Origin of the sequence: Sorangium sp. So ce128 (assembly GCF_051525245.1) — a bacterium.
In the GTDB taxonomy this organism is placed as follows: Bacteria; Myxococcota_A; Polyangia; order Polyangiales; family Polyangiaceae; genus Sorangium; species Sorangium cellulosum_B.
In genome coordinates this window covers 11941682-11964255 of sequence record NZ_CP150313.1, presented here as the reverse complement: position 1 = coordinate 11964255, position 22574 = coordinate 11941682, and the positions used below count along the sequence as shown (strand labels likewise).

Sequence of the window (22574 nt, the reverse complement as noted above, 5' to 3'; positions counted from 1 at the left end):
TGGGCCACGCGCTCCGGCGCCCGGTGATAGAACGACCGCCGTGAATCCGCACACCGACGCTGGCCCAGCGAGCAGCGACTACCTGGATCGCCTGATGCGTCGAGGGTCTTTCGAAGCCCTCTGGCCGCTCTTCGCCAAAGCCACGCGCCCCGCCAAGGAAATGACCGAGAGCTATTCGGCGCTCGAGCACCTGCGGCCCTTCATGTCCGGCGCGCCGTGCCGGGTCATCCACGTCGGCGACGGCGCCCACGCTCGCACCGGGGCGTTGTTCGCGCTGAAAACGGAGGCTGAGAACGTCAGCGTCGATCCGGTGCTCAACGAGCCGCTGGTCGAGGCCTGGCGCACCAGATTCGGCGTCCGCCGCTTCGCCTGGCAACGCGCCGACGTCTTCGCAGCCATCGAACGGCTCAACGCGTTGCCCGACATGCCCGTGCTCGTCACGTTCGTGCACGCCCACGTCCCCATCGACGATGTCCTCGCCCGGCTGCGCTGGAACGTCGCGTACACGCTCGCCTGCTGCCAGCCGGGTCATCAGCTGAGCCAGCAGCACGACGTGCTCGCAACCGGCGAGGACCCGTACGTGTTATCCAGCGGACGGCGCTTTCAGGTGCTCGCCCCGCGCGCGTGAGCGCGGGACGCCGCGGCGACGCGCGCTGGCCGTCAGCGCACCGGCGCCGGCCTGGCTCTCGCCGGACGCCTCCGGCACCAAGCCGACCGGCAATGACTGGTCTCTCGAGTCGCCGACGACGGCGGCGTGCGCTCGCCATGACGGGGGCGGGTCGTGTGCTCAGCTACGCGGCGTCGAAGCTCAGGTCGGGAGCGACGTCAATTGCGCGACCATCGAGGAGATCACTTGAGGCCGCCCCGAGCTCTCACAGCGGCTCGATGCTCAGAAGATCGCCTGCCAGGTGAACCACGCGGTAGTGGGCGCCGTGCGTCGTGAGCTCCCACGCTTTCTGCGAGACGACAAAGGCGACTCCGCCGATCACGTAGCGCCATTGGCTCGGCATGCCGCCGCGGCCGTCGACGTGCACCTTTTGGAGCGGCCCCTGGGCGACCAGCGCGGGGCTCTGGGCGTACGCCTTGCGCCTCGCGCTGACCTTCCGGAACATCAACAGCGCGCCGATACCGAGCAACCCGCCCAGCACGACGCCGCCCCCGCCGAGCGCGTAGAGCCCGTTCATGTCGGTGTCGGAAATCGGCTTCGAGTAATCGTCGTAGAGGTAGAGCGCACCTCCGACACCCCCGGCGGCGACGAGTAACCCGAGCAGGAGCAAGAACACCCCGCAGCCGATGCCGGAGCTCTTGCCGCGCTTGGCCTGCGCCGGATGAAGGCGCCCTTGCCGGTTCATTTCGAGCTCTTCGAGCGTGAAGCCGTGGGCCGCTCCGAGGTCTCGGAGGTACGCCTGCCGCGGGCCTGCGGGTGAGGCCATCATGCGAGCCTCGAGTGACCCAGGGCGACCAGGGCGTCGATGGGGGCTTCGAGCTCGGCCGGCTTCAGCGGCTGACCGCCGTAGGAGAGACAGAGCTCGCCGTTGTCGTAAGAGAGCCCGACCTGATTCATGGGCAGCTTGAGCAGCGCTGCCTGCACCGCCGAGTTCATGAGCGCACGAGAGAGGGCGGGCGAGTCGCTCCTGAGCGAAATCATGCGATCGAAGTTCGGGTCGCCCGTCGGCACCAGGTGGTGCTGCGGGCCACCCGCGCCGCGCGTGATCTGGAGCGAGAAGCGATGCGGCGCCGGATACAACGAGCGCGCATAGAAAGCCGTGGAGGTGGTTCTGGTGTTGCCCACCATGCTCCAGGTGGAGATGACGCGGAGCGGCACGTTCTGCACGGCGCCGGTGAGGGACTTGACGCGGCGCTGTGACGTGAGCGCGCTGCCCTCGTTCTGCTGATCGAAGGTCAGCCCGTACCTCGTCGCACAGTTCGGCCAGACCGCGTCCGTCGCGCGCGAGAGCTTGATCGCGCCCGCCACGATCGCGACCAGGACGAGCGCGCCCGCCCCGAGCCCCAACCATTGGAGAAGTTCGTACGTGCTCATGTCGTGTTCGCTATCTCAGAAAGAGATTACTCGCCTTTGGAGAGGCGCGACAACGGGCCGCTCTCGCACCGCGAAATTCCCTGCAGTGAGGATACTCACCACTGATCATAAAAATGACGAAACACGAGCCACTCACCCTTAGGCGTTTCGAATGGACGTGTCGCGATGATCAAGACTCAGCGAGGCGGGGACGAGTGGGTCGTGATCGGGAGCAGCGTGCTTTCGAGAGCATAGCCTGCGCAAAGCCATTCCGACCTGTCAAGAATTTCCCGCCGACGACCGGCAGTTGACATAACGTACAAAAAGTACGATCCACTGATCGGCCTACAAAAAACCAACAGATCCAGCGGATAGGAAACCGTAGAACCTTCGCCCGTGTCAATCCCCGCGGGGACGGCGCCTGGCGAGCCGTTTTCGTTTTGGCCCATCAGACACCCGCTTGCCCCGTCGCAGGGCTGGGGCGGCGTGCTCCGGGCGCAGCCGTGCCTCGACGACGGCGGCGTGCGCTCGCCATGACGGGGGCGGGTCGGGTGCTCAGCTACGCGGCGTCGAACCCGAACGCCATCGGTTCCCACCTTGGGTCGCGTGCGGGTGCTGCCGTTCGCATCTCGGGCATCGCAAAGCATCGAACCCGAACGTGCGTTTCATGAGCACGGCCCACTCGACGCTGCGCGACGTTGCGATCTCGGCGGGTTCGGAACCGGCTGCGTCTCGTCGTGGTAGACAAGGCAGGTCAGGTCGCGCCAGCACGGGTCGCCGCGGAGCTTGATGAGTCCAGCCCGTAGGGGGAGAAGGTCGCGCACGGCCGTCACACGTTGCACGCGCCGTCTTGACGGACGAGCGCACCCGCGCATTCTTGCAGCCATGTCGCTACGCCGCGCGCCCGTCGCTCCGCTCGCCCTGCTCACCTCCCTCCTCGTCGCCGCCCCCGCCGCGGCGGCCGTCGTGCCGGTCGGCACCACCGACGAGCTCGTCGCCGCGATCGGCGCGGCCAAGGCCGGCGACGAGATCGTCCTCGCCTCGGGCACCTACGCCTTCGACGGCGCCTCCTGCGCGGCCGCAGGCACCGAGGCCGCGCCGATCGTCGTGCGCGCCGCCGAGCCGCTCGGCGCGATCGTCGAGCTGTCGGGCCTCGAAGGCTTCAAGGTCAGCGGCCCGAACTGGCACTTCGAAGACCTCGATATCCGCGGCGTCTGCGCCGACGACTCGGACTGCGAGCATGCCTTCCACGTGTTCGGCGCTGCCAGCCGCTTCGCCCTCCGCCGCTCGAAGGTGCGGGACTTCAACGCCCAGCTCAAGATCAACGCCGCGCAGGTGGACGGCGTCTGGACGGCCCCCGACGACGGGCTGATCGAGCGATCGGAGCTGTTCGACACCCACCCGCGCAGGACCGGCAGACCCGTCACCAAGATCAACATCGACGGCGGCAAGCGCTGGACCGTGCGCGACAGCTACCTGCACGACTTCCAGAAAGACGGCGGCGACACCGTCAGCTACGCCGCGTTCATGAAGAGCGGCGGCTCGGACGGGCTCTTCGAGCGCAACCTCGTCGTCTGCACCACCGCCGGCTCGCCGGACGGGGCGCGCATCGGGCTGTCGTTCGGCGGCGGCGGCACGGGGGCGCAGTACTGCGCCCCGGCCTACGACCCCGACGTGCCCTGCGAGGTCGAGCACACCGGCGGAACGATGCGGAACAACATCATCGCGAGCTGCTCGGACGTCGGGATCTATCTGAACCGCGCGACGGATACGCGGCTTCATTTCAATACGCTGATCGCGACGAGCGGGATCGACTTTCGCTTCGCGACGACCAGCGGCGTCGCGCGCGGCAACGTGCTCACGGGCAAGATCCGCGACCGCGACGGGGCCACGCACCAGGAGAGTGACAACCTGGCCGAGGTGGGACTCGCGACGTTCCAAACGTGGTACGAAGATCCAGGTCTCGGCGACCTGCACCTCAAAGGGGATGTGGCGTCGCTCGTCGGCGAAGCGCCCGCCGAGGCCGCGGTGACCGACGATTACTGCGCGCGCGGGCGGCCGGGCAGCGGGAGCTTCACGCTCGGCGCGCTCGAACATTCGCTCGGCGACTGCGCGACGGTGCCGCCGCCGGGGCCCTCCGGCGACGGGGGCGCGGGCGGCGGCACCGCCGGCTCGGGCGGGATGGGCGGCGGCACCGCCGGCTCGGGCGGGATGGGCGGCGGCACCACCGGCTCGGGCGGGGGTGAGGCAGGCGGCACGGGCGTGGGCGCAGGCAGCGGCGCCGGCGGGGGCGGCGACACCTCCAGTGACGGCGAGGGCTGCAGCTGCCGCGCCGCGGGCGTCGGCGGGAATCACACCCTTGGCCTCCTGACTGCGGTCCTCGCCGCGTTCGCCCTCCGGCGACGACAGGCCTCCTCATCGCTGAGCGACGCCAGTTAGCTCTGGAGAGGGGCGACTGCGATCCACCCGGGCTCGCGGTGGACCGCAGCCGCCCGCGCCCGGCGTGGGAATTCGCCTTGCGGCGCGGGTCGGCCATACTGCGCAGCATGACGAAGGGAAGCTGTCGATGAGGACCACGCGCTCCATCCGCGGCAGCGACCATGCGCTGGTGCAGCGGATCTCGCACGTCGCCTACGGCGACGACGCGCAGGACCAGTCCCTGCCCGACGGCTGCTGGGACCTCGTGTTCATGAAGCGCCGCGGCCGGCTGCAGGTGCTGCATACCGGTCTCATCACGCACCCGGTGACGCTGGGCTACGACACAGGCGACGAGTACCTGAGCATCGCCTTCGGCTGGCCGACGCCGGCTGGAACCACGGCCGCTGCGCCCGTGCGCTGGCGGCGCTGATGCAGCGCCTGGGCTACACACGCTACGGCGTGCAAGGCGGCGATGTGGGCGCGTTCATCGCGGCGGAGCTGGGCCGCATCGACAGCGAGCATGTCAGAGGCGTGCACTGCAATGCGCTGGTGACGTTTCCCTCCGGCGACCCCGCCGAGCTGGAAGGCCTGACGGCCTCGGAGCAGCAGCGCCTGGAACGGCTACAGAACTTCCGCGACCGGATGATGGGCTTCGCGCACATCCAGGGCACGCGGCCGCAGACGCTCAGCTACGGGCTTCATGATTCGCCGGTGGGCCAGCTGGCCTGGATCGTCGAGAAGTTCAAGGAATGGACCGATCCCGCGGCCGCGCTGCCGGAGGACGCGGTGGGCCTGGACGCGCTGCTGGACAACGTGAGCCTGTACTGGTTCACCGGCACCAGCGGCCCCTCGGCCAACCTGTACTATGAAGCCTTCAACGACCCGTCCGGCTGGGCGCCCAAGCCGCGCGGCACCGTGCCCACGGCCGTGGCCGTGTCGCTGACGCCGGACGTGGCGGTGCGCCGGCTGGCCGAGCGCGACCACCACATCGTGCGCTGGACCGAGCTTTCGCGCGGCGGGCATTTCCTGGCGACGGAGACGCCGACGGCGCTGGCCGCCGATCTGCGGGAGTTCTTCGGTTCGCTGTCCTAGGGCCTGCCTGTCCACGCCAGGCGCACGGCCTTTGGGTCCGTGATCGTGCAAAACGCGCGGATGTCCGTTGTACAACGGCGATGACGTCGGTTGCGTGGGACGGGGACGTCTATCCGGCTCGACAGGTCTACGCTCCCGTCCGCCTTGTTCTGACGAGCATCCCCTTGCATGCACCGCCCCATCGCCCCGTTTCGTCGGGACAGCCGCGACTTGAGTTATCGGAGAAGACCACGGGCGCTCGCGCGATCGCGCGAGCGCAGATCAACCAGGAGCAGAGCCGAAGTTCCGTGGGGCAGCTCCCGGGGCAGGAGCCGGCGAGGGCGGGTGCGCTGCGACCAGCACCACGTCGAGCGAGTCCACGGTGACGGAGACCTCCGTCTCTGGCAGCGGGCTCCAGGCCAGGAGGTGCAACGCCACGAGCAGGCGACCGCCCGAGCATTCGGCCGCGACCGTGTGCGTGAACTCGGCGGAGCCCTCCGGAGACTCCTTGAAGTACACTGGATGCGCGTCGCGGCCCACGAAGGCGGTCACGCTGGCTGTACCGCCAGGACCGACGTGCACGGCCCCGCGGAGGGTGACGAGAACCGCCTGGGGGCCCTCGGCCACGTCGAACGAGCCATGGCAAGCAAATGTCGCGACGTCCAGGCCTACCGCGTGCCTCTCAGCAACGCAGTTCTCCAGGAGGATCGAAGCGTAGCTCCCCGCCAACGACACGGAAGCGAGCCTGGTGGCTCTGGCGTCGACCGCGCTCCATTCATGCCAGATTGAGTCGTTCGAGCTCACATGCACCTCCACGGTCAGTCACCTGGATATCCCCTCATCGCTCACCCGGTCGCGACGCGCAGCACGTCGGACCGGAGGTGAAGAAACGACGCGTGCACATAGCGCACGAACGGCGCCTTCAGGCCGAAGAACTCCGCCAGATCGACCTCGGCCGCCGCGCGGAACATCCCCTGATCCAGCACGGGAGCCTCGGTGCGGAGCGCCCCGCTCGCGAGGCTCCGGCAGGCGGGGGACGCCGACGCGGGGTGGATGGCGACCACGAGCGTGGCGGCCCACGGCGCCGCGGCGAGCCGCTCGCCGAGGGAGCGCGGGTACCGGTAGCGGAGCGCGAGCACGGCGCCCTGCAGGGCGGCCTCGAGGACAGGCGCCGCGCCCGCCCCGCCCGTTGCCGGAGGGGCGGCCTTCCCCGCCGCAGCCGCGCCCCTCGCCCCCGCAGGCGCACCCGCCGCCCCGGGCGCGCCGCCGCACCCGCCGAGCGCCACGAGGCCGGCCCCCGCGGTGACCTGCGCGATGAACGCGCGCCGCCCCTCAATCGCCATGCGACGGCCCCTGGAGCCTGCGCCTGCGCGCCTGCCCCACCAGCATCCGCGCCGGCGTGATGCGGCCCAGCACCGCGGCGCTCTCCTCCGCCGTCGGCCGCACGGGGTGCCCCGGCGGGAGCTCGGCGACCATGCTCTGCCACAGCGCGAGCGCCCGGTGCTGGTAGATCTGCGCCAGGCTCGATCGCGGCGAGAGGAAGCGCTGGCCGAGCACCATCGCCCTCTCGAGGAACGCTATCGCCTCGTCGTCGCGGCCGTCGTTCAGGAGGTGGAGCCCCTCGTTGTACCAGGGCATCGGATCCGCCGGATCCTCCTCGCGCATGCGCTGGTTCGCCTCGAGGTAGCGCGACAGCTTCTCTTCCATGACGCCGTCGTCCTTCAGGAAGCCATAGTGCTGGATCTCCACGCCGGCCGGGCGGACGACGAGCTCCGGGTGCCGGTCGAGGCTCGGCTGCACCGTCTCGTGCACGGCGCGCCCGTACCGGATCCGCGCGTCGTTGCGGAACAGCCGCACGGCGATCGTCATGACGGGCGGGCCGTCCTTCTGATGATTGGCGATCTCGAAGGAATACGCGTGGACGTCGAGGTCGTCCATGAGCCGAACGACGCGCGGCAGATCCCAGTGCGCGAGCTCCTCGTCCGGGTCGAGGCTCAGGATCCAGGGCCGCGTGGCCATCTCCAGGCCCACGTTGCGCACCTCGGCCAGGTCCAGCCGGTCCGTCCGGTGGACGCGCACCCGGTCGGTGAACCTCCGCGCGATCTCGACCGTCGCGTCGTCGCTGCCGTTGTCGACGATGCAGATCTCGTCGACGAACGGCTCCAGAAACGCGAGGAACCGCTCCAGCCGCTCGGCCTCGTTCCTCGCGATGATGCAGAGCGATACGCCGGACGCGGGCGCATACCTGCGCAGCGTCACCGTGTTGCTCGCGAGATCGGCCAGCTCGGGGGGCGCGCCCACGCGCGGCGGCGTGTACGGGTCCGGCCCGTGGAGCGCGATCCGCGCCTGCCGCGACGCCTCGGTGTCGTAGCCGAGCCGCCGCACGCGGACGTCGGTGAAGCGCCCGCACCCGTCCGGCATCTCGGGGATGCCGCCCCCGGGCAGGCCGCCCTCGGCCCCGCGGGCGACGCGCAGGCCCGGCTCGTTCCGGTACATGCGGTACCCCGACATGGCCCCGAGCGCGCCGTCCGCCCGGAAGTACGTGCGCGTCGGCTCCCAGAACGTGTACCAGTGGAAGCCGAGCGCCTTGATGTGCGGATCGGCGAGCTGCATGAGGCGCTCGGCGCGCGCGCGGTCCATCTCGAACACCTCGTCCGCGTCGACCGCGAGGATCCAGTCCGGGGAGAGCTCCGCCGCCATCTGCAGGGCGCGGTCGCGATCGCGCCGTCCATCCACGCCCGACGGCAGCTCCGTCCGCTCGTACCGGGCCACGGCGGGGTGCGACCGCGCGATCGCCCCCGTCCCGTCCGTCGATCCGTCGTCGAGCACGACGATCGCGTCGGCGAACCGCGCCGTCGCGTCGAGGCTCTCGCGCAGCGTCGCCTCCGCGTCCCGGACGGGGTACGCGGCCACGAGCCGCGTCTTCCCGGCGCGGCGGGCGCGCCACTTCTCGAAGAAGAGGTCCGCGCCCCCGAGACCGCCCTGCGCGCCGGGGAACGCCTTGCTCAGCGTGGCGCTCCCCTCGTGGTGCACGTACACGTCGCTCGCGATCATGCACTCGAAGCCGCGCTCCTGCGCCCGCAAGGCGAGGTCGGCGCCCTCGTGGCCCACCGGGAAGAAGCGCTCGTCGAGCCCGCCGATCTCGGCGTAGACCTCGCGGCGCATCATCAGGCAGAAGGTCGAGAGGGCGAACGACGGCGCCCACCGCCGGCGGAACGCCTCGCGGTGCTCGGCCGCGAGCTCGTTCAGCGCCTCCGGCTGGAACGGCGGCGGGTTCTGCACCTTCTGCGGGCCGCGCGCGCTGTTCGTCACGGGCCCGACGAGCCCGACGCGCCGCGCGCCGGGCACGGCCCGCGGCGCCTCCTCCATGCACTCCCGCAGCCCCTCCAGCCACCTCGGGGTCACCACGACATCGTTGTCGAGCAGCACCAGGTACTCCCCGGCCGCGACCTCGAGTCCCCGGTTCGCGCCGCCGGCCAGGCCGAGGTTCTCGTCCAGGAAGACCGTCTTGGCGGCGTCCCCGAGCCGGCGCGCGACGTCGGTGAGGTAAGCGGGCGTGCCGTCCTCCGAGCCGTTGTCGACGAAGACCACCTCCGCGTCCGAGGGGAGCGTGCGGAGGAGGGCGTCCACACATCGCGCCGTGTACTGGAGGTTGTTCCACGTGACGACGATAACGGAATAAACAGGCGTCATCGGGCACCGGGCGGGGCCATGAGGCGAACCACGTTGGAGACGTACTGGCGATACGCCGCGTGCAGATAGAACGCCCCGACCCGGGGTGCCAGGACGATCTCGCACCGGAAGCTGCCCACGAGGTCCGCGCCCACGTCGTCGATGTCGTCGGGGAAGACCAGCCTCGGCCCGAGCAGAGGCACCGTGACGCCGCCCTGCGCGGGGGCGTAGATCAGCGTGAGAAAGACGCCGCGGAGCACCTCGGCGCGCTCGACCTCGATATCGACGGCGGGCACACGCGAGCTGCCGTGGACGACGTGGACGAGGGCGCCGCCCTCGACGGTGGGCGGGCCCGGCTCGGCGAGGACGACGCCCGCGCCGGAGGTCGCGGGCGTCTCCGCGATCAGGCCGAAAGAGACGGATCGGACGAGCATGGGTTCACCGCCGGTCAGAATTCGATGGCCTTCTTGTCGACGAGATCGATGCCTATCACGTTCGACACGTAGTTCTCGAGGACGAGGTACACATAGACGCTCGGCCGGTAACGGGGCACCGCCACGGCGCAGGGGAACGCGACGGTGACGTTGAGCCAGGCGCCCTGGTACCCCTCGGACGCCAGGCTGCCGCGGCCCGGCATCGGCAGCGCGGGCTCGGCGAGCTGGTTCGGGCCGTCGCGCTCGCCGGCCGGGAACTCGATGAACGTGTTGCGCGCGAGCAGGGCGCCGCCGTCCGCCTGCTCGATGTCGTGGACGACGAGGACCATCGACTCCTCGACGTCACGGTAGCGGCTCGCGACGGCGTCCGGGAACAGAAACGAGGCCGAGACGTCGAGCTCCACCGTGCCGGCCGCGAAGGACACCCGCGAAATCGCGAGTCGGATGGCCTCCTTGCCGGCCGCGATCTCGGGCGAGCCCGCGTGGGGGGCGAAACCAAAGGGTGTCCGGGGTTCGATCTCCATGGGGTCCTCTCGACGTGGGCGGGGCGCGGGGCGCGGGGTCGAGAGAGCAGCGCGCCCCCGCCCCGCCCGCGAGGTTCAGCCAAAGTGGTTCCAGTTGCGGGAGGTCTGCGCCGGCGTGTCGAGGCGCACGCGGCGGATGCGCGGGGCGCACACGGGGCAGAAGACGCCGTCGTCGCGGTTGTTATGGCCGGCGTGGTAGATGGTGCAGAGCCGCCCGCCGAGCGCGGGCCACCAGTCGTACCGCTGGCCCGACGTGGTGGACGGGTCCGGCGTGAGGCCTGCGTTCGTGTTGCAGTGCGGGCCCTGCCCGCCGAACTGGTCGGTGTACCAGCGGGGGTTGGCGAGCTGCGTGGCGAGCGCCACGCCGGTCGCGCTGTACTGCGGCTCCTGCCGGACGGTCTGCCCGATGCCGTGCCCCATCTCGTGGACGAAGGTGCCGAGGACCGCCGTCTCGCTCCGGCCGGGGCCCGTGCACCCGACGACGCAGAAATTGCCCCAGCTGTAGCCGTTGATCGAGCTCTTCCAGATGAACGAGAACGTGAGGTTGTACGTGTTGCCCGGCGTGGCGAGGTGGGCCGTGAGGCCCGGCAGCGTGGTGAGGTTCCAGTTCACGCGGTTCGGCGACCCGGGCGTGAAGGTGAAGTACGCCCGCACGTCGGTGGCGCCGGCCGCCGGCCACGACGCCTGCGCCGTCCACATGAAGTTGTTGCCGTTCGTGGGGTCGCGCCACACGGTGCGGAACGTGGTGATGCTCCCGACCGCGTTGTTCGCCGTGGGCAACGCGCGCCGCTCCAGCTGCGTGTAATAGCAGTTCGGCACCAGCAGGAAGGCCATGTGAAGCGGCTTGTCGGTCAGCGTGCCTCCCCCGGGGGGCAGGCCGCCGACGCGCAGGTTGAGCAGCGCGTTCGGGCCGCCGTTCATGAACGGCCAGTCGAAGGTCGGCGAGCTGACCGCCTGCTGCGACAGGCTCTGGAAGTCGACGCGGGCCGAGTCCACGGTCGCGAGCGCCGGGAGGACCGCCCTGCGCTCCAGCTCGATGAAGTGCCGCGCGAACTCGCCCACGAACCGCGGATCGATGTTGTTGTACGTCGCGAGCGTCTGCGCGCCGGAGTACCAGACCGTATAATAGAGCTTTCGCCACGTCTGGAACTCGTCGGTGGCGAGGAACTGCGCCCGCTGCCCGTCGCGCGACGCCTTGATCGTGTACTTGTCGCCGCCGATGTGCGTGAACGTGAGCGTGTTGTCGAAGTGGTGCCCGACGCCGACCGTCACGCCGGGGGCCGCGCCGTGCGCGAGCCGCGTGCGCTCGGTCAGCGACTGGAATGCGAGGTTCTCGTTGCCCGGGTCGGGCTCGATCCACCAGTCCACGCGGTCGCCGGGCGCGACGTTGGGCACCTGGTTGGGCGTGACGCGCAGCTGCCGCACGGGGCCGTTCACGCCCGTCGCGGCGGCAGGGAGGTTCACGTATTGCTTGATCGTCGGCATGCGAGAGCTCCAGGACGAATCAGCGGGGAGTCCGGTCCATCAGCGCGGCGCGGGTCGAGGCTCGCTCCGCGGCCGCCCCCTCAGAACACCTCGATCTTGTCGACGCCCCAGTCCTTGGGGTTCTCGGGCGCGGGCGGGGGCTCCTCCATGACGATGACGATGAGCGGCGGCTGGACGAGCGGCGTGGGCGGGGTGTTCTTGCTGTTGTGGAGCATGAGATCGAGCGCGCGGGCGCAGCCCTTCCCCTCGACCTTGACGTCGAACGAGTAGCTGATGAACTCGGCCTTGTTCATGTTCACGCCGGAGACGACGCCCCCGTTCGTGCCCGCCTCGTCGCCGCTGCTGCGCGAGAAGTTGCTGTCCTGATGGCAGACGGGGTTGCCGTCGGCCTTGACGTTCTTCGCGGTGCTCGCGGCGTCGGACGACATGGCGATGTTGGGATAGGGGATGGGGACCGGCGGCGCGGGCGGCGCGGGGGTGAGGCACACGTCCGGAAAAGCGATGGTCATTCCATTGCTCGCGGCGTGGACGACCGTGCGTGAGTTGACTCCTACGGTGACAGGCATATCGCTCCTCCTTCACGCCCTCTTCGCTGCAGCCGAGACGAGGCACACGGCGGCGCGCGTCCCGTCGCCGGAGCCCGCGAAGAGCGCGGCGCGCGCCTCGGGGGACGCGCCGCGCTCGAACGATCGCACGCACGCGGCCGCGAGGCACCCGCCCGTCGCGGCGCCGACGTCGCCGTAGCCGTCGGCGGGGTGCCACAGCGCCCGGACGCCCCCGAGGAGCGCGGGCGCGCGGACGCGCGCGAGCCCCCACTCCTTGGCCCGGTAGCTCTCGCCGTTGAGATCGCAGAGAACCCACGCGGGCGGGCCGCCCGCGGCGCACGCGGCGGCGAGCGCCGCGGCGAGGGCCTCGCCCGAGGGGGGATCGCCGCTCTCGATGGGGCTCTGCTCCTCCCCGGCGCCCGAGCCCTCGATCTCGGCCAGGATGGGGGCGCCGCGGGCCTCGGCGCGGCGGCGGTGCTCGACGAGCAGCGCGGCCGCGGCCTCGCCCGGGATGAACCCGTCGAGGTTGCGGCGGCTCTTGAGCCGGCGCGCGTGGTCGAGCGCCTCGAGCAGCCCCACGTCGACCTGGGAGTCGGCGCCGGCCACGATCCAGGGCGTGCCGGGGTCGGCCTCGACGGCGCGCGCCGCGTGGGCCAGGCCGAGGAGCATCGCCGCGTGCCCGTCGGGGGCGAGGAGGCCGCGGGTCACGGCGTCGACTCCGGCGGCGTCGGCGAGCCGCTCCCGGAAGGCGTCGCGCAGCTCGTGGTGGTGCGCGGCGGGGCCGGGCGAGGGGCGCGCGAGGAAGAACGAGGCGTCCTCCAGGTCGGCGCGCGCGAGGTCGCCGGAGGTGGCGAGGTCCTGGAGCGCCAGCGCGAGCAAGCGGACCGGGAGGTCGAGCGCGCGGGGGAGATCGGTGTACGCCGCGACCACGGAGAAGGGCTCCTCCGGGCGGGGCGGGTCGGCGGGGAGGCAGGGGTAGCTCGGCCACTCGCGGAAGCGCGTGAGGCGAGCGCGGACCGCGGCGGTGGTGGACGCGGCGGTGTCGCCGAGGGCGGTGACCATGCCGGCGGCGGTGATGACGGCTCCGGTGCTCATGCGGGCGCGGGCTCCACCTCGATGCGGCGCACGCGGAAGAGATCGCGACCGACGGGCATGGCGCCGCGGTACACGAGCACGGCGCGGAGGTCGTCGGGCTCGAGGACCACGGTGTCGAGGACCAGCGGGAGCGGGCGGCGCTCGGAGTCGATCAGGACCACGGCGCGAGGCGCCGCGCGGGGCAGCGAGAAGCGCTGCGGGCCGAGGGGGCTCAGGTGCACGAGCTCGACCGGCTCGCCGCCGCGCAGGTGCGGCGTGGCCACGAGGCGCGGGTGCGCGCCCTGGTGGTAGCGAGGGTCGAAGGCGGCAGGCAGGAACGGCGACGGGGCGGGAGGCGGCGACCCGGCAGGAGGCGGCGACGAGGGGTCGGGCGCCGTGGCGGCGTAGCGCAGGCGCGGCTGCCAGCTGCGCCCGATGAAGCCGAGGCCGACGGGCTCGGGGCGATCGTCCGGCGAGCGGAGCGGCTTCCTGGGATCTTCGAGGTTCGGCATGGCGAGCTGCGCGAGGTCGACGAGCGAGCGGCGGGCCCGGAACCCGCGCCCGACGGGGTTGCGCGGCTCGACCTCGTGGTCGGCGGCGGACTCGGCGGACTCGTCCCGCCCGCCGAACGCGCGCTCGTACACGAGCGGCATCCGCTCGAAGGGCGCGGGGGACGCGGGGCGCGCCCAGGTGCGGTCGCCGAAGACGGCGAGGGTCGTGCGGATCGGGCCGACGCGCACGGAGACCTGGACCTCGGCGTCGCGGCGGCCAGGAGGGTACGCGTGGCCGAGGACGACGACGTCCGTGCCGACCTTGTGCGGCGCGAGGTCGCTCTCGTAGCGCACGCTCGAGAGGCCCGGCTCGCCGTGGAAGGCGTCGGCGTGCTGGAGCGGCACCTGCTCGGCCGCGGGCGCGAGGCGGCCGCCGGCGTGGATGGCGAGCGTCGCCTTGACGAGGACGACGAGCACCTCGGCGCCGGCGGCGTCGACGTGGACGATGCGCTCGGCGACGAAGGGGGTTCGATTGCGGAGGTCCATGTTCAGCTGGGCGTGGGCGCGGCGTCGGGCACCGCGCGGAGGAACGAGGCGCCGAGGCCGTCGGCCGCGACCTTCGCGGGGCGGCGCTTGCGCGGCGGGATGAGCGGCTCCGACGAGGGGCGCGCGTCCGGGGCGAGGCGCTGCCGGCGCGGGCGCGCGGGGCGCCGGGCAGGAGCGGCGGCTGCCGCGGCGGGCCAGGGTGGGGCGGCGGGCGACGATCCCAGGGCGTACGACGGCGCGATGCGCGGCTGGGCGAGGGTGTACGACGGCGCGACGGGCGGCGGCGAGGCGGCGGGCGCCGGGGCCGCGGCCGCGCCCGACGCCCACGGCGAGCGCGGCTCCGAGGCGGCGTGGGGCGCCGCGCCCGACACCCACGGCGAGGAGCGCTCCGGCGCGGACGGCGCGGGAGGGGGCGCGGACGGCGCCTGGGGAGCAGCGGGGACGGGCGCGGACGGCGCTGGCGCGAACGGCAGCGCGCCGGACGCTGCCGCCGGCGATACGAACGGCAGCACGCCGGACGCCGCCGGCGCTCGGACCGGCGCCGCAGGCGACGCCGCGGCCGGGGCGGCGAACGGCAGCGCCCACGCCGCCGCGCCATCGCGGGCGCCCGGGGGAGACGGGGCAGCGGGCGCGAACGGCAGCGCCTTGGGAGCTGCGGCCGCCGCCGCCGGCGCCACGAAGGGCAGGCCGCCGCGCCGCGGCTCCGCGGGCGGTGTCCCCGCTGCGGCGGGCATCTCCGCCGTGCCAGACCTCGCGAGGTGCGGTCCTCCCACGGAGGCCGCGGGCGACCGGAACGGCAAGGCGGGGTTCGGCTGGACGTCGTCCGGATCGACCGACACGGTCCCGGACAGCGGATGCTCCGCCGCCCCGCGCGCCGCCCGCTGCGGGCTCGCCGCCGCCGACGCCTCCTCCGGATCGAGCGCCACCGTCCCCGCCAGCGGATGCTCCGCCGCGCGCGCCCGCTGCGGCGCCGCCTGCGCCCGCTCCGCGCGGGCCGGCGGCGCTGCCGCGACGTCCCATGGCACCGCCTCGCCCGGGAGCGCGACCCTGGCCGTGACCCGGACGCTGGCGAGGGCCTCCTCGCCCGGCAGCAGCGCGCTGGCGCGCCACACGAGCGAGCAAAGCCAGCGATCGGCGTCGATCACGAGCATGTCGGCGACCAGCGGCAACACCTGCGGCTGCGCCGCCCCCCCGAACGCGACCCGCGCCTCGGCGACGGGGCCCGGCAACCAGGCCTCGATGCGGTCGAGATCCGGGTGCATCCCCTCGATCAGGATCCACTCGTTCCCCCGGAGGTACGGCGTCTGCTGATCGGCCGGCGCCGCCTGGAAATACGCCCAGTCGAAGCCGTCCGGGACCACGGGCCACGGGGCCTGCACGCCGCGCGGATCGGCGTTGCCCAGCCGGCGCTGCCGCGCGGGCCAGTGCGCCGCGATCGGCCCGAGGCCGGCGGCGCGCGTCGGCTGCCGGGGGTCGATGATGTTGGGCGCGCGGCCGGCGCGCGGATCGACGCCGGCCGGGTTGTCGGGGTCGGCCGCCCCGCCGAGGGCGCGCTCGTAGCCGAGCGGCATGGCGAGGAACGGCTGCGGGGCGCCGCGGCCGTTGCCGCCGCGGTCGCCGTAGACGTGCAGGGCCTTGTCGAGGAGGACGGCCGCGTCGAGGCCGACCCGCAGGCGGACGGGGACGAGCGGCGCCGGGCTCCGCCCGCGGGCCCAGGCGTGGCCGCCGAGGAGGATGTCCGCGCGCGGAAGGAACGGGGCCATCTCCGCGGCCGCCGAGATGGCGGCGCGCGGGTCGGCCGCGGCGCGCGCCGCGCGCACGTCCGCCGCGACGATCGGCGCGGGCGGGAGCGGCGACATGGCGCGCTTGTGCTCGAGCTGGAAGGTCGCCTTGACGACCACCGCGAGCATCACCCGCCCCCGGGAGCGGAACGGGCGCACCGCGGCCGCGGCGTGCCCGAGGGCGCGCGGCGCGGGCGGCGCCCTCACGGCGAGGCCCCGAGCGCGGCCCTCTGCCGCTCGACCCGCGCGGCCACGTCGAACAGCGGGCGGCCGGGCGCGCGCGCCGCCCGCTCGAACGCGGCGCCCGCGCGGCGCCGCTGGCCGCCGAGCCGGAGCACGCGATCGAGCGCCCCCTCGTCCAGCGGGCGGCCGTCCACGTGGCGCACCCCCGACGCGAAGCGCCCGCGGTGCGCCGCCCAGAGCGCCCGCGCGTTCGCCCCGTGCGGCCACGGCAGCTGCGTGTCCGGATCCATCTTCACGCTCGTGTCGCGCGGATCGTCGCTCGGCCCGGCGTCGACGCCGGGCGCCGGGGCCCCGCGCAGCGCCCCCTCGATCGGCGCGCCGGTGATGCGCGAGAGCGCCTCGCCGGCGAGCCGCGCGAGCGGCGCGACGTCCAGCCGGTCGAGCACCCACGGCAGCAGCGCCGGATCGCCCAGCGCCCCCGCCGCGACAAGGCAGACCCGCCCGAGCCCGGGCGACCGCATCAGCGCCTCGATCCGGCGGCGGGCCTCACCCGGCGGGCTCACGCGGGCGGCGCAGTCGGCCGCCTCCTCGGCGAACGCGCCGCTCCGCCCGGCGACGCTCCACAGCGCCTCGTCCGCGCCGCGCGCCCCGAGCAGCGCGCCGGCCCACGCCGACCAGAAGCGCTCGGCCTCGTCGTCCGAGCCCCACGCGCCGCGGAGCTCGCCCGCCAGATCGGCGCGGCCGAGCGCGCCGGCCGCGCGGAAGGCCAGCGCGCGGACGGCCGCGTCGCCGTCGCAGAGCGCGTAGCCAAGGAACTGCCCGGGATCGCGGCGGTGCGCCACGCACGCGGCCAGCGCCAGGCGGCGCAGCGCCGGCGGCTGCGCCCCCGACAGCATCGGCGCCACGATCGCGAACGCGTCGGCCGGCGACGCCCACGCGAGGGCGCCCGCGACGCCGGCGGCGGGCTCGTCCGCCTCCTCCGTCGCGTCGAGCACGGCCGCGAAGCCCGGGAAGTCGCGCGCCTCGATCGCCGCGATGGCCGCCGCGAAGAACGCGCCTGGATCCTTCGTCGAGAGGGCGGCCAGCGTGAGCTCCCAGCCGGGCTCCCCCGCGATCCGGAGCCCATCGAGGTGGGCCTCGACGCGCTCCTCGAGCTCCGCGAGATCGGCCAGCGTGTAGTGGTGCGACCTCACGGCCATCTCGCGGAGCTCCCAGAGGAACGACGCCATCTCCGCGTGATCAGCCACCACCTCGTGAACCATCCGCCTCGGCTCCGATCCTGCGCGACGCCGCTCAGTTGATGTCGACCCCGCTGCCCGAGAGCTTGATGTTCGAGCCCGCCTTGACGCTCACGTCGCCGTCGCTCTTCACCTCGACCTTGGCGCCCTCGACCTTGACGGTGCCCGAGCCCTTCACGGTGATGTCCGACCCCTCGACCGTGATCTTGCCGGAGCTGTCGACGATGATCTTGCCGCTCCCGCACTCCAGCGTGAACTTCTCGCCGACCTTGACGGTCTTCTTCGCGCCGACGGACTCGGTCGCGTCCACGTCGATGTTCCGGGTCTCGGTCCCGCCGACCGACAGCGAGTCGTCGGCGCCGATGGTGGTGTTGCGCTTCGAGCCGACCTCCAGCGTCGCGCGATCACCCACCTTGACGGTCTCCTCGCCGCCCACCGAGAGCTCGCGCTTGCCGCCCACCGACTCGATGTCGTCCTTCCCGACATCGGTCTTCCGGCCCTGCCCGATCTTCAGGCTCGCGTCCTCGCCGATGTCCACGCTCTCGCTCTTTACGACGCCGAGCGTGCGGTTCGCGCCGATCTTCTCGTTGTGATCCTCGCCGACCTCGGTGGTCTTGAAGGCGCCGATCGACTCCCACTGGCTGTTGTCGATGCGCTTCTTCCGGTCGTGGCCGACGGTCAGGCGCTCGTCGTGGCCGACGGACTGGGTCTTGTCGTTCTCGACCTCGATGTTCCAGTCCTTCTGCGCGTGCAGGTAGATCTCCTCCGCGCCTCTCCTGTCCTCGAACCTGAGCTCGTTCGAGCCGCCGCCGCCCGGCGAGGTGTCCGACTTGATGGTGCTCTTCGTCTTCTCGGCCGGCAGCGCGTAGGGCGGCACGTTCGCGCCGTGGTAGACGCGCCCGACGATCAGCGGGCGATCCGGGTCGCCCTCGAGGAAGTCGATGACGACCTCGTGGCCGATGCGCGGGATGTACATCGAGCCCCACGCGGCGCCCGCCCAGATCTGGCTCACCCGCATCCAGCACGAGCTCTGCTCGTTGCGGCGCCCCTTCCGGTCCCAGTGGAACTGCACCTTCACCCGGCCATAGATGTCCGTGTGGATCTCCTCGCCCGCAGGGCCCACGACGATCGCCGTCTGGATGCCGCGGGGCGTCGGCTTGGGCGTCTGCACGGGCGTGCGGTAGGGCACGTCGTCCGGGATGCACTGGAATCGATTGGAGTACCCCACGACGGTCTCCTGGGATTCCCCCCCGACGGCCCGCGAGCCGAAATGGTCGACGCGCGTGATCAGGTATCCGCGGTTGAAGCTCTCGCGGCCGTGGTCCTCGAGCGTGAAGGTGGCCCCGGGCATGAACCGGAGCACGCTCCCCTGCCCCTCCGCGGTGCGGCGCACGAGCTGGAGCTGCTCGAGCCGGAGCTTCGCGAGCTGCGTGCCCTCCTCGGGCAGATCGTGCTCGGTGGCATACACGTACACCTCGAGATCGGTGTCGCGGTCGGCCTCCGCCTCCCCCTCGAGGCTCAGGCTGGGCTTCTGGAAGTTGTAGTCGCGGACGGTGACCTTGCCGGGCCGGACCTCCTCGGCCATCGAGAAGCGGGAGACGGCCTCGCGCGCGGCGAGCGCCCCGCCGACGGCCCGGTACGGCACGACGCCGGGCTCGTCGATGGGCTCGTGGACGAACGGCGCGTCGCCGAAGACGAGCACGTGGTTGTCGGCCTTGTGCTCGAAGAAACAGAACATGCCTGTCTCTTCCATCAGGCGGCTGATGAACGCCCAGTCCGTCTCGGCGTACTGCACGCTGTACTCTCGCCGATCGTGGGTCATCGCCGTCGAGATGCGGAAATCGTCGGAGGAAAGGCCCGCCGCGCGGAGCACCTTGTCGATGATCTCCGGCGCCGTCGCCTCCTGGAAGATGCGGTAGTCGTGCCGGTGCTGCAGGCGCCACGCCCGCGGGACGACCGTCGCCAGGTACGTGGTGACCGAGCGCCCCTCCTCGTGCTGCTCGAAGCGCGCGACGATGCCGTGGATGTACCGAGTCGACGCGTCGTTCCGGATCGTGAGCAGGCACGTTTGCCCGACCAGCCCGTCGAACGCCAGCGCGGCGTCCGTCGACGCGAGGGTCACGCGGAAGTGGAACAGCCGCGATATGCCCTCATGGCCCTCGATCCGCGCGACGCGCCACGGATCGGTCGCGCCTTCCACAGCGAAATCAAACTCGATCGCACCGTCCGCCATCGGTCGCCTCGCCCTCGCACGTCCCGGAGCCCGAGCCGTCGAGCCTACCATCGCTCGCCGGCCGGGTGGGCACATTCACGCGCGCCGACGGGGTCGACATGCCGGCGCACATGCCGGCGCACATGCCGGCGCACATGCCGGCGCACATGCCGGCGCTGCTTGACGCACGGTGGACGAACGGTTGACGCACGGCGAGGGCGGGCCTAGTCAGATCGGGCGCCGGGGGAACAGCGGACAGCGGATCGCGCGGATTCATGGGCAACGTCTGGCAGGTCGTCGATGCGTACGGAGACGTCGGCTTCGTCCGCGCAGCCGGCGCGGTCCTGCCCGAGGGCGCGGAGCCGATCGAGCCGCACCTGGCCGCCCTCGAGGTGCCCGCGTGGTTCCCTTCGGAAGAGCCGGACCGCGAGCGCGTCGATCTCCTGAGCGAGCTGTGCGCCGCGGGCGCCGGCATCGTGTCGCTCGACGCGGCGCGCGAGCTCGACCTGCTCCGCGAGCGCGTCGCCGAGCTGCTCCGGACGGGGTGCATCCTCGCCTTCCGCGGCCCACCGCCGCGCGCCCCCGAGGCGCGCAGGCCGCTCGAGGTGCCGCCGCCGGTGCAGCCGTCGCCGAAGGCGCCCGACGTCGTCCACGCGCTGGTCGGCGTGATCCAGGTCGACTTCGCGGCGAACCACGCGGTGGAGCGGGACTCTCTCGGCAACTTCGCCTCCCCCGAGTGGCTGAGCACCCGGCAGGCAACGGATCAATCGCCGGTCTGCTACGTCCGCGGCGCGCGTGTCCCGCTCGCCGTGGTGCTGCGCGTGCTCCGGCCGCCCACCGGGACCGAGTCCGTGCAGCTGCGCGGCCGCGCCATGGCCGGCGGCGTGACGCTCGAATGGACGTGCACGGTCAGCGTGTCGCCCGGGTCGGTCGACGTCTCCACGCCCTCGATGACGAGCAGCGCGCCGCTGCCGGACGTCGTCGCCTGCTACGATCCGCTGACGATCGCGTGGGAGGCGAACGCCGCCGGCACCGGCTGGGTCGGCGCGGGCACGACGGCGCACCTCGTCTACGCGGTGCTCGGCGCGCCGGCCGGCACGGTTTACTGGACGCTCGTGGACATCTCGTGCCGCGCGGCCCAGGGCGAGACGACCGAGGGGCGCGTCGTGTCCCAGAGCTTCGCGCCCTTCGCGACGCGGGCGCTCACGCGCAAGCGCGACGGCGTGGGCCTCACGTACTGGAACCCGAACACGACAACGTGCACGAACACCCGCCTGCTCCTCGCGAGCGCCGACGGCAGCGGGCAGTGCGGCTCGTGGGCCGAGTTCTTCATCGACATGCTCAAGGTCCACGGCATCACCAGCGCCGACAAGGTGGTGGTCGTCGTCACCGTGACGGCGTGGACCTCGGGATCCCAGGGGTTCCTCGTGAAGAACTGGCAGTGGAACGCGGCCACGCAGCCCGCCCCGTGGACCCACCGCATGTGGAGCGACGTTGTCAACCTGCCCGGGATCCCCGGCCAGCGGAACCCCGAGCCCCCGCCCGCGTTCTTCAACCATTTCATCGTCGTGCACGGCGGCCAGCTCTACGACCCCTCGTATGGCGGCGGGCCGTTCGCCGACGCGGCCACGTGGGAGACCGGCGCGATCGACGGGCTCTTCGCGGCCGCGCTCGCCGGCTATCCGAAATCGTCGAACCCGCAGGCCCTCGTGCAGCTGTGGAACATGCGCACGAACGCCCGCATCTAGCGCGGCGCGGAGGTCGACCGGCATGCCCTCGCCCCTCTCGACCGCCGCGCCCCGCTCGACCATCGCCCCCGGGAGGCCGCGCCGCGGGCCTCCCGCGCCCGCGCTCCTCGTCTGTCTCGCCGCCGCCGCGTGCCGCCCCGCCCCCGGATCTGCGCCCATGAACGAAACGCCCCCTCCGCCTCTCGCGCTCTCTCCCGCCGCGCTGCCCGACGCCCCGCTCGCGGACGCCCTGCGCCTCGTCGCGCTCGACGGGGCGCCCGTGCTGCTCGCGTCGTCGACGCACAGCGCGGCCCCGCCGCACCGCACCGACATCTGGGCCTTGCCGCTCGCGGGCCGCGGTCCGTCGGGCGCCGTCGCCACGATCCCGCAGCTCTTGCCCGCGCTGCCCCGCTGGGACGCCGCGGCGGCGGACGGCGGCGCGCTGTCGTTCGTGGTGGAGGTCGCGGGCGGCGCCGTGAACGCGCTTGTCCGGCTCGACGGCGCCTCCGGTCTCCGCACCTCCCTCACGGCGCACCGGCCGTTCGCGAGCTTCAGCGGGCCTCGGTTCGTGCGCGGCGCGGGCGCCGGCTCGCTCCCCGCGCCCTCCCCCGGCGTCCCGGGCGCCGTGTCCGCCGTCGTCGACAACGCGACGGCGGTCGTGCTGGAGGCCGCGGCGGCCGGCGGCGGCTCGGTGGACCACCCGATCGGCGAGTGCATCGATGTCGTGGTCCTCGCCGGGTCACCGGGCCCCACCGCGGTGTGCAAGCGCGTCGCCCCCGGCGCCTCGCGCGGCGGCGCGCTGCCCGGCACCGTGCGCGTCTCGGCCCGCGACGCGGCGTACGGCCCTGCCGGCGCCGAGGACGCGCCGTTCGGCGACCGCCGCGTCTTCGAGCTCGACGCCGACCGCGCGGCCGGCGGGCTCGTGATCGTCGCGACGTCCGCCGCCCACCTGCTCGTCGCGCACCGGCCGGCCCCGGGCGCCGCGTTCCGCGTGCTCCCCGTGGACGCTGGCGGCGCCGATCCAGCGACGTTCTCGGCGCCGTGTGTGCTGGTCACGGATCGCACCGTGACGCTCGCGGTGCTCTCGAAGGCGCGCACGCCCGACGCGCGCGCGCTCGTGGCCACGTGGCCGCTGGACCCGCCGCCCTGACGG

The 22574-nt window shown here is 72.9% G+C and carries 20 protein-coding genes and 1 pseudogene; 6 read left to right on the top strand and 15 right to left on the bottom strand.

Features of this window, described 5'->3' with window-relative positions:
* Window positions 1-40: 40 nt before the first annotated feature.
* Window positions 41-628 (top strand): hypothetical protein, encoded by a 588-nt coding sequence (locus tag WME82_RS45360; RefSeq protein WP_438040397.1) that lies wholly within the window; start codon window positions 41-43, stop codon window positions 626-628.
* A gap of 244 nt (window positions 629-872) precedes the next feature.
* Here the strand turns inward: WME82_RS45360 and WME82_RS45355 are convergent, their stop codons facing one another.
* The 3 genes and pseudogenes from WME82_RS45355 to WME82_RS45345 form a co-directional block, all read right to left on the bottom strand.
* Window positions 873-1433, bottom strand: coding sequence for a hypothetical protein (locus WME82_RS45355; protein WP_438040396.1), 561 nt, complete (start codon window positions 1431-1433; stop codon window positions 873-875).
* A complete protein-coding gene (locus WME82_RS45350; protein ID WP_438040395.1) occupies window positions 1433-2041 on the bottom strand; it encodes a hypothetical protein in 609 nt (202 codons plus the stop codon). Before WME82_RS45350 ends, WME82_RS45355 begins: the two co-directional genes overlap by 1 nt.
* Before the next feature lie 689 nt (window positions 2042-2730).
* A pseudogene (locus WME82_RS45345) lies at window positions 2731-2820 on the bottom strand (lipase maturation factor family protein); the annotation flags it as partial.
* An 85-nt stretch (window positions 2821-2905) separates the two neighbouring features.
* Here WME82_RS45345 and WME82_RS45340 point away from each other — a divergent pair.
* The 3 genes from WME82_RS45340 to WME82_RS45330 all read left to right on the top strand — a co-directional run bounded on the left by WME82_RS45340 (window position 2906) and on the right by WME82_RS45330 (window position 5530).
* Complete coding sequence (locus tag WME82_RS45340; RefSeq protein ID WP_438040394.1) at window positions 2906-4459, top strand: MYXO-CTERM sorting domain-containing protein; 1554 nt, start codon at window positions 2906-2908, stop codon at window positions 4457-4459.
* A gap of 127 nt (window positions 4460-4586) precedes the next feature.
* Complete coding sequence (locus tag WME82_RS45335; protein ID WP_438040393.1) at window positions 4587-4868, top strand: hypothetical protein; 282 nt, start codon at window positions 4587-4589, stop codon at window positions 4866-4868.
* Window positions 4868-5530 carry an alpha/beta fold hydrolase gene (locus WME82_RS45330; protein WP_438040392.1) on the top strand — a complete coding sequence of 221 codons (663 nt, stop codon included), beginning with the start codon at window positions 4868-4870 and terminating at the stop codon, window positions 5528-5530. The genes WME82_RS45335 and WME82_RS45330 overlap by 1 nt, the downstream gene beginning before the upstream one ends.
* A 261-nt stretch (window positions 5531-5791) precedes the next feature.
* On the opposite strand, the gene WME82_RS45325 is transcribed toward WME82_RS45330, so the two are convergent.
* The 12 genes from WME82_RS45325 to WME82_RS45270 form a co-directional block, all read right to left on the bottom strand.
* Window positions 5792-6244, bottom strand: a complete 453-nt coding sequence (locus WME82_RS45325; RefSeq protein ID WP_438040391.1) for a hypothetical protein — start codon at window positions 6242-6244, stop codon at window positions 5792-5794.
* Window positions 6245-6354: 110 nt separating this feature from the next.
* On the bottom strand, window positions 6355-6852 hold the full coding sequence (locus WME82_RS45320; RefSeq protein WP_438040390.1) for a hypothetical protein: 498 nt from the start codon (window positions 6850-6852) through the stop codon (window positions 6355-6357).
* A complete protein-coding gene (locus tag WME82_RS45315) occupies window positions 6842-9202 on the bottom strand; it encodes a glycosyltransferase (RefSeq protein WP_438040389.1) in 2361 nt (786 codons plus the stop codon). Before WME82_RS45315 ends, WME82_RS45320 begins: the two co-directional genes overlap by 11 nt.
* A complete protein-coding gene (locus tag WME82_RS45310; RefSeq protein ID WP_438040388.1) occupies window positions 9199-9615 on the bottom strand; it encodes a hypothetical protein in 417 nt (138 codons plus the stop codon). Before WME82_RS45310 ends, WME82_RS45315 begins: the two co-directional genes overlap by 4 nt.
* A 14-nt stretch (window positions 9616-9629) precedes the next feature.
* A complete protein-coding gene (locus WME82_RS45305) occupies window positions 9630-10139 on the bottom strand; it encodes a hypothetical protein (RefSeq protein WP_437742615.1) in 510 nt (169 codons plus the stop codon).
* Window positions 10140-10214: 75 nt separating this feature from the next.
* Window positions 10215-11624 carry a hypothetical protein gene (locus tag WME82_RS45300; protein ID WP_437913690.1) on the bottom strand — a complete coding sequence of 470 codons (1410 nt, stop codon included), beginning with the start codon at window positions 11622-11624 and terminating at the stop codon, window positions 10215-10217.
* A gap of 80 nt (window positions 11625-11704) precedes the next feature.
* Window positions 11705-12190: a DUF4150 domain-containing protein gene (locus tag WME82_RS45295; RefSeq protein ID WP_437547197.1), complete on the bottom strand. Its 486-nt coding sequence runs from the start codon at window positions 12188-12190 to the stop codon at window positions 11705-11707.
* A gap of 12 nt (window positions 12191-12202) precedes the next feature.
* Window positions 12203-13264, bottom strand: coding sequence for a hypothetical protein (locus WME82_RS45290; protein WP_437742613.1), 1062 nt, complete (start codon window positions 13262-13264; stop codon window positions 12203-12205).
* Window positions 13261-14280 carry a DUF2169 family type VI secretion system accessory protein gene (locus tag WME82_RS45285; RefSeq protein WP_438040387.1) on the bottom strand — a complete coding sequence of 340 codons (1020 nt, stop codon included), beginning with the start codon at window positions 14278-14280 and terminating at the stop codon, window positions 13261-13263. The genes WME82_RS45290 and WME82_RS45285 overlap by 4 nt, the downstream gene beginning before the upstream one ends.
* Before the next feature lie 2 nt (window positions 14281-14282).
* The gene (locus tag WME82_RS45280; protein ID WP_438040386.1) at window positions 14283-16268 is read right to left on the bottom strand and encodes a DUF2169 family type VI secretion system accessory protein; all 1986 of its coding nucleotides are present in this window, start codon (window positions 16266-16268) and stop codon (window positions 14283-14285) included.
* Entirely contained in the window at window positions 16265-17494 is a 1230-nt protein-coding gene (locus WME82_RS45275; RefSeq protein ID WP_438040385.1) for a TIGR02270 family protein, read from the bottom strand. Before WME82_RS45275 ends, WME82_RS45280 begins: the two co-directional genes overlap by 4 nt.
* Before the next feature lie 43 nt (window positions 17495-17537).
* Window positions 17538-19715 carry a type VI secretion system Vgr family protein gene (locus WME82_RS45270; RefSeq protein ID WP_438040384.1) on the bottom strand — a complete coding sequence of 726 codons (2178 nt, stop codon included), beginning with the start codon at window positions 19713-19715 and terminating at the stop codon, window positions 17538-17540.
* A gap of 254 nt (window positions 19716-19969) precedes the next feature.
* Here WME82_RS45270 and WME82_RS45265 point away from each other — a divergent pair, with 254 nt between their 5' ends.
* Both WME82_RS45265 and WME82_RS45260 read left to right on the top strand, forming a co-directional pair.
* On the top strand, window positions 19970-21442 hold the full coding sequence (locus WME82_RS45265) for a hypothetical protein (RefSeq protein ID WP_438040383.1): 1473 nt from the start codon (window positions 19970-19972) through the stop codon (window positions 21440-21442).
* Window positions 21443-21599: 157 nt separating this feature from the next.
* Window positions 21600-22571, top strand: a complete 972-nt coding sequence (locus tag WME82_RS45260) for a hypothetical protein (protein ID WP_438040382.1) — start codon at window positions 21600-21602, stop codon at window positions 22569-22571.
* Window positions 22572-22574: the final 3 nt, after the last annotated feature.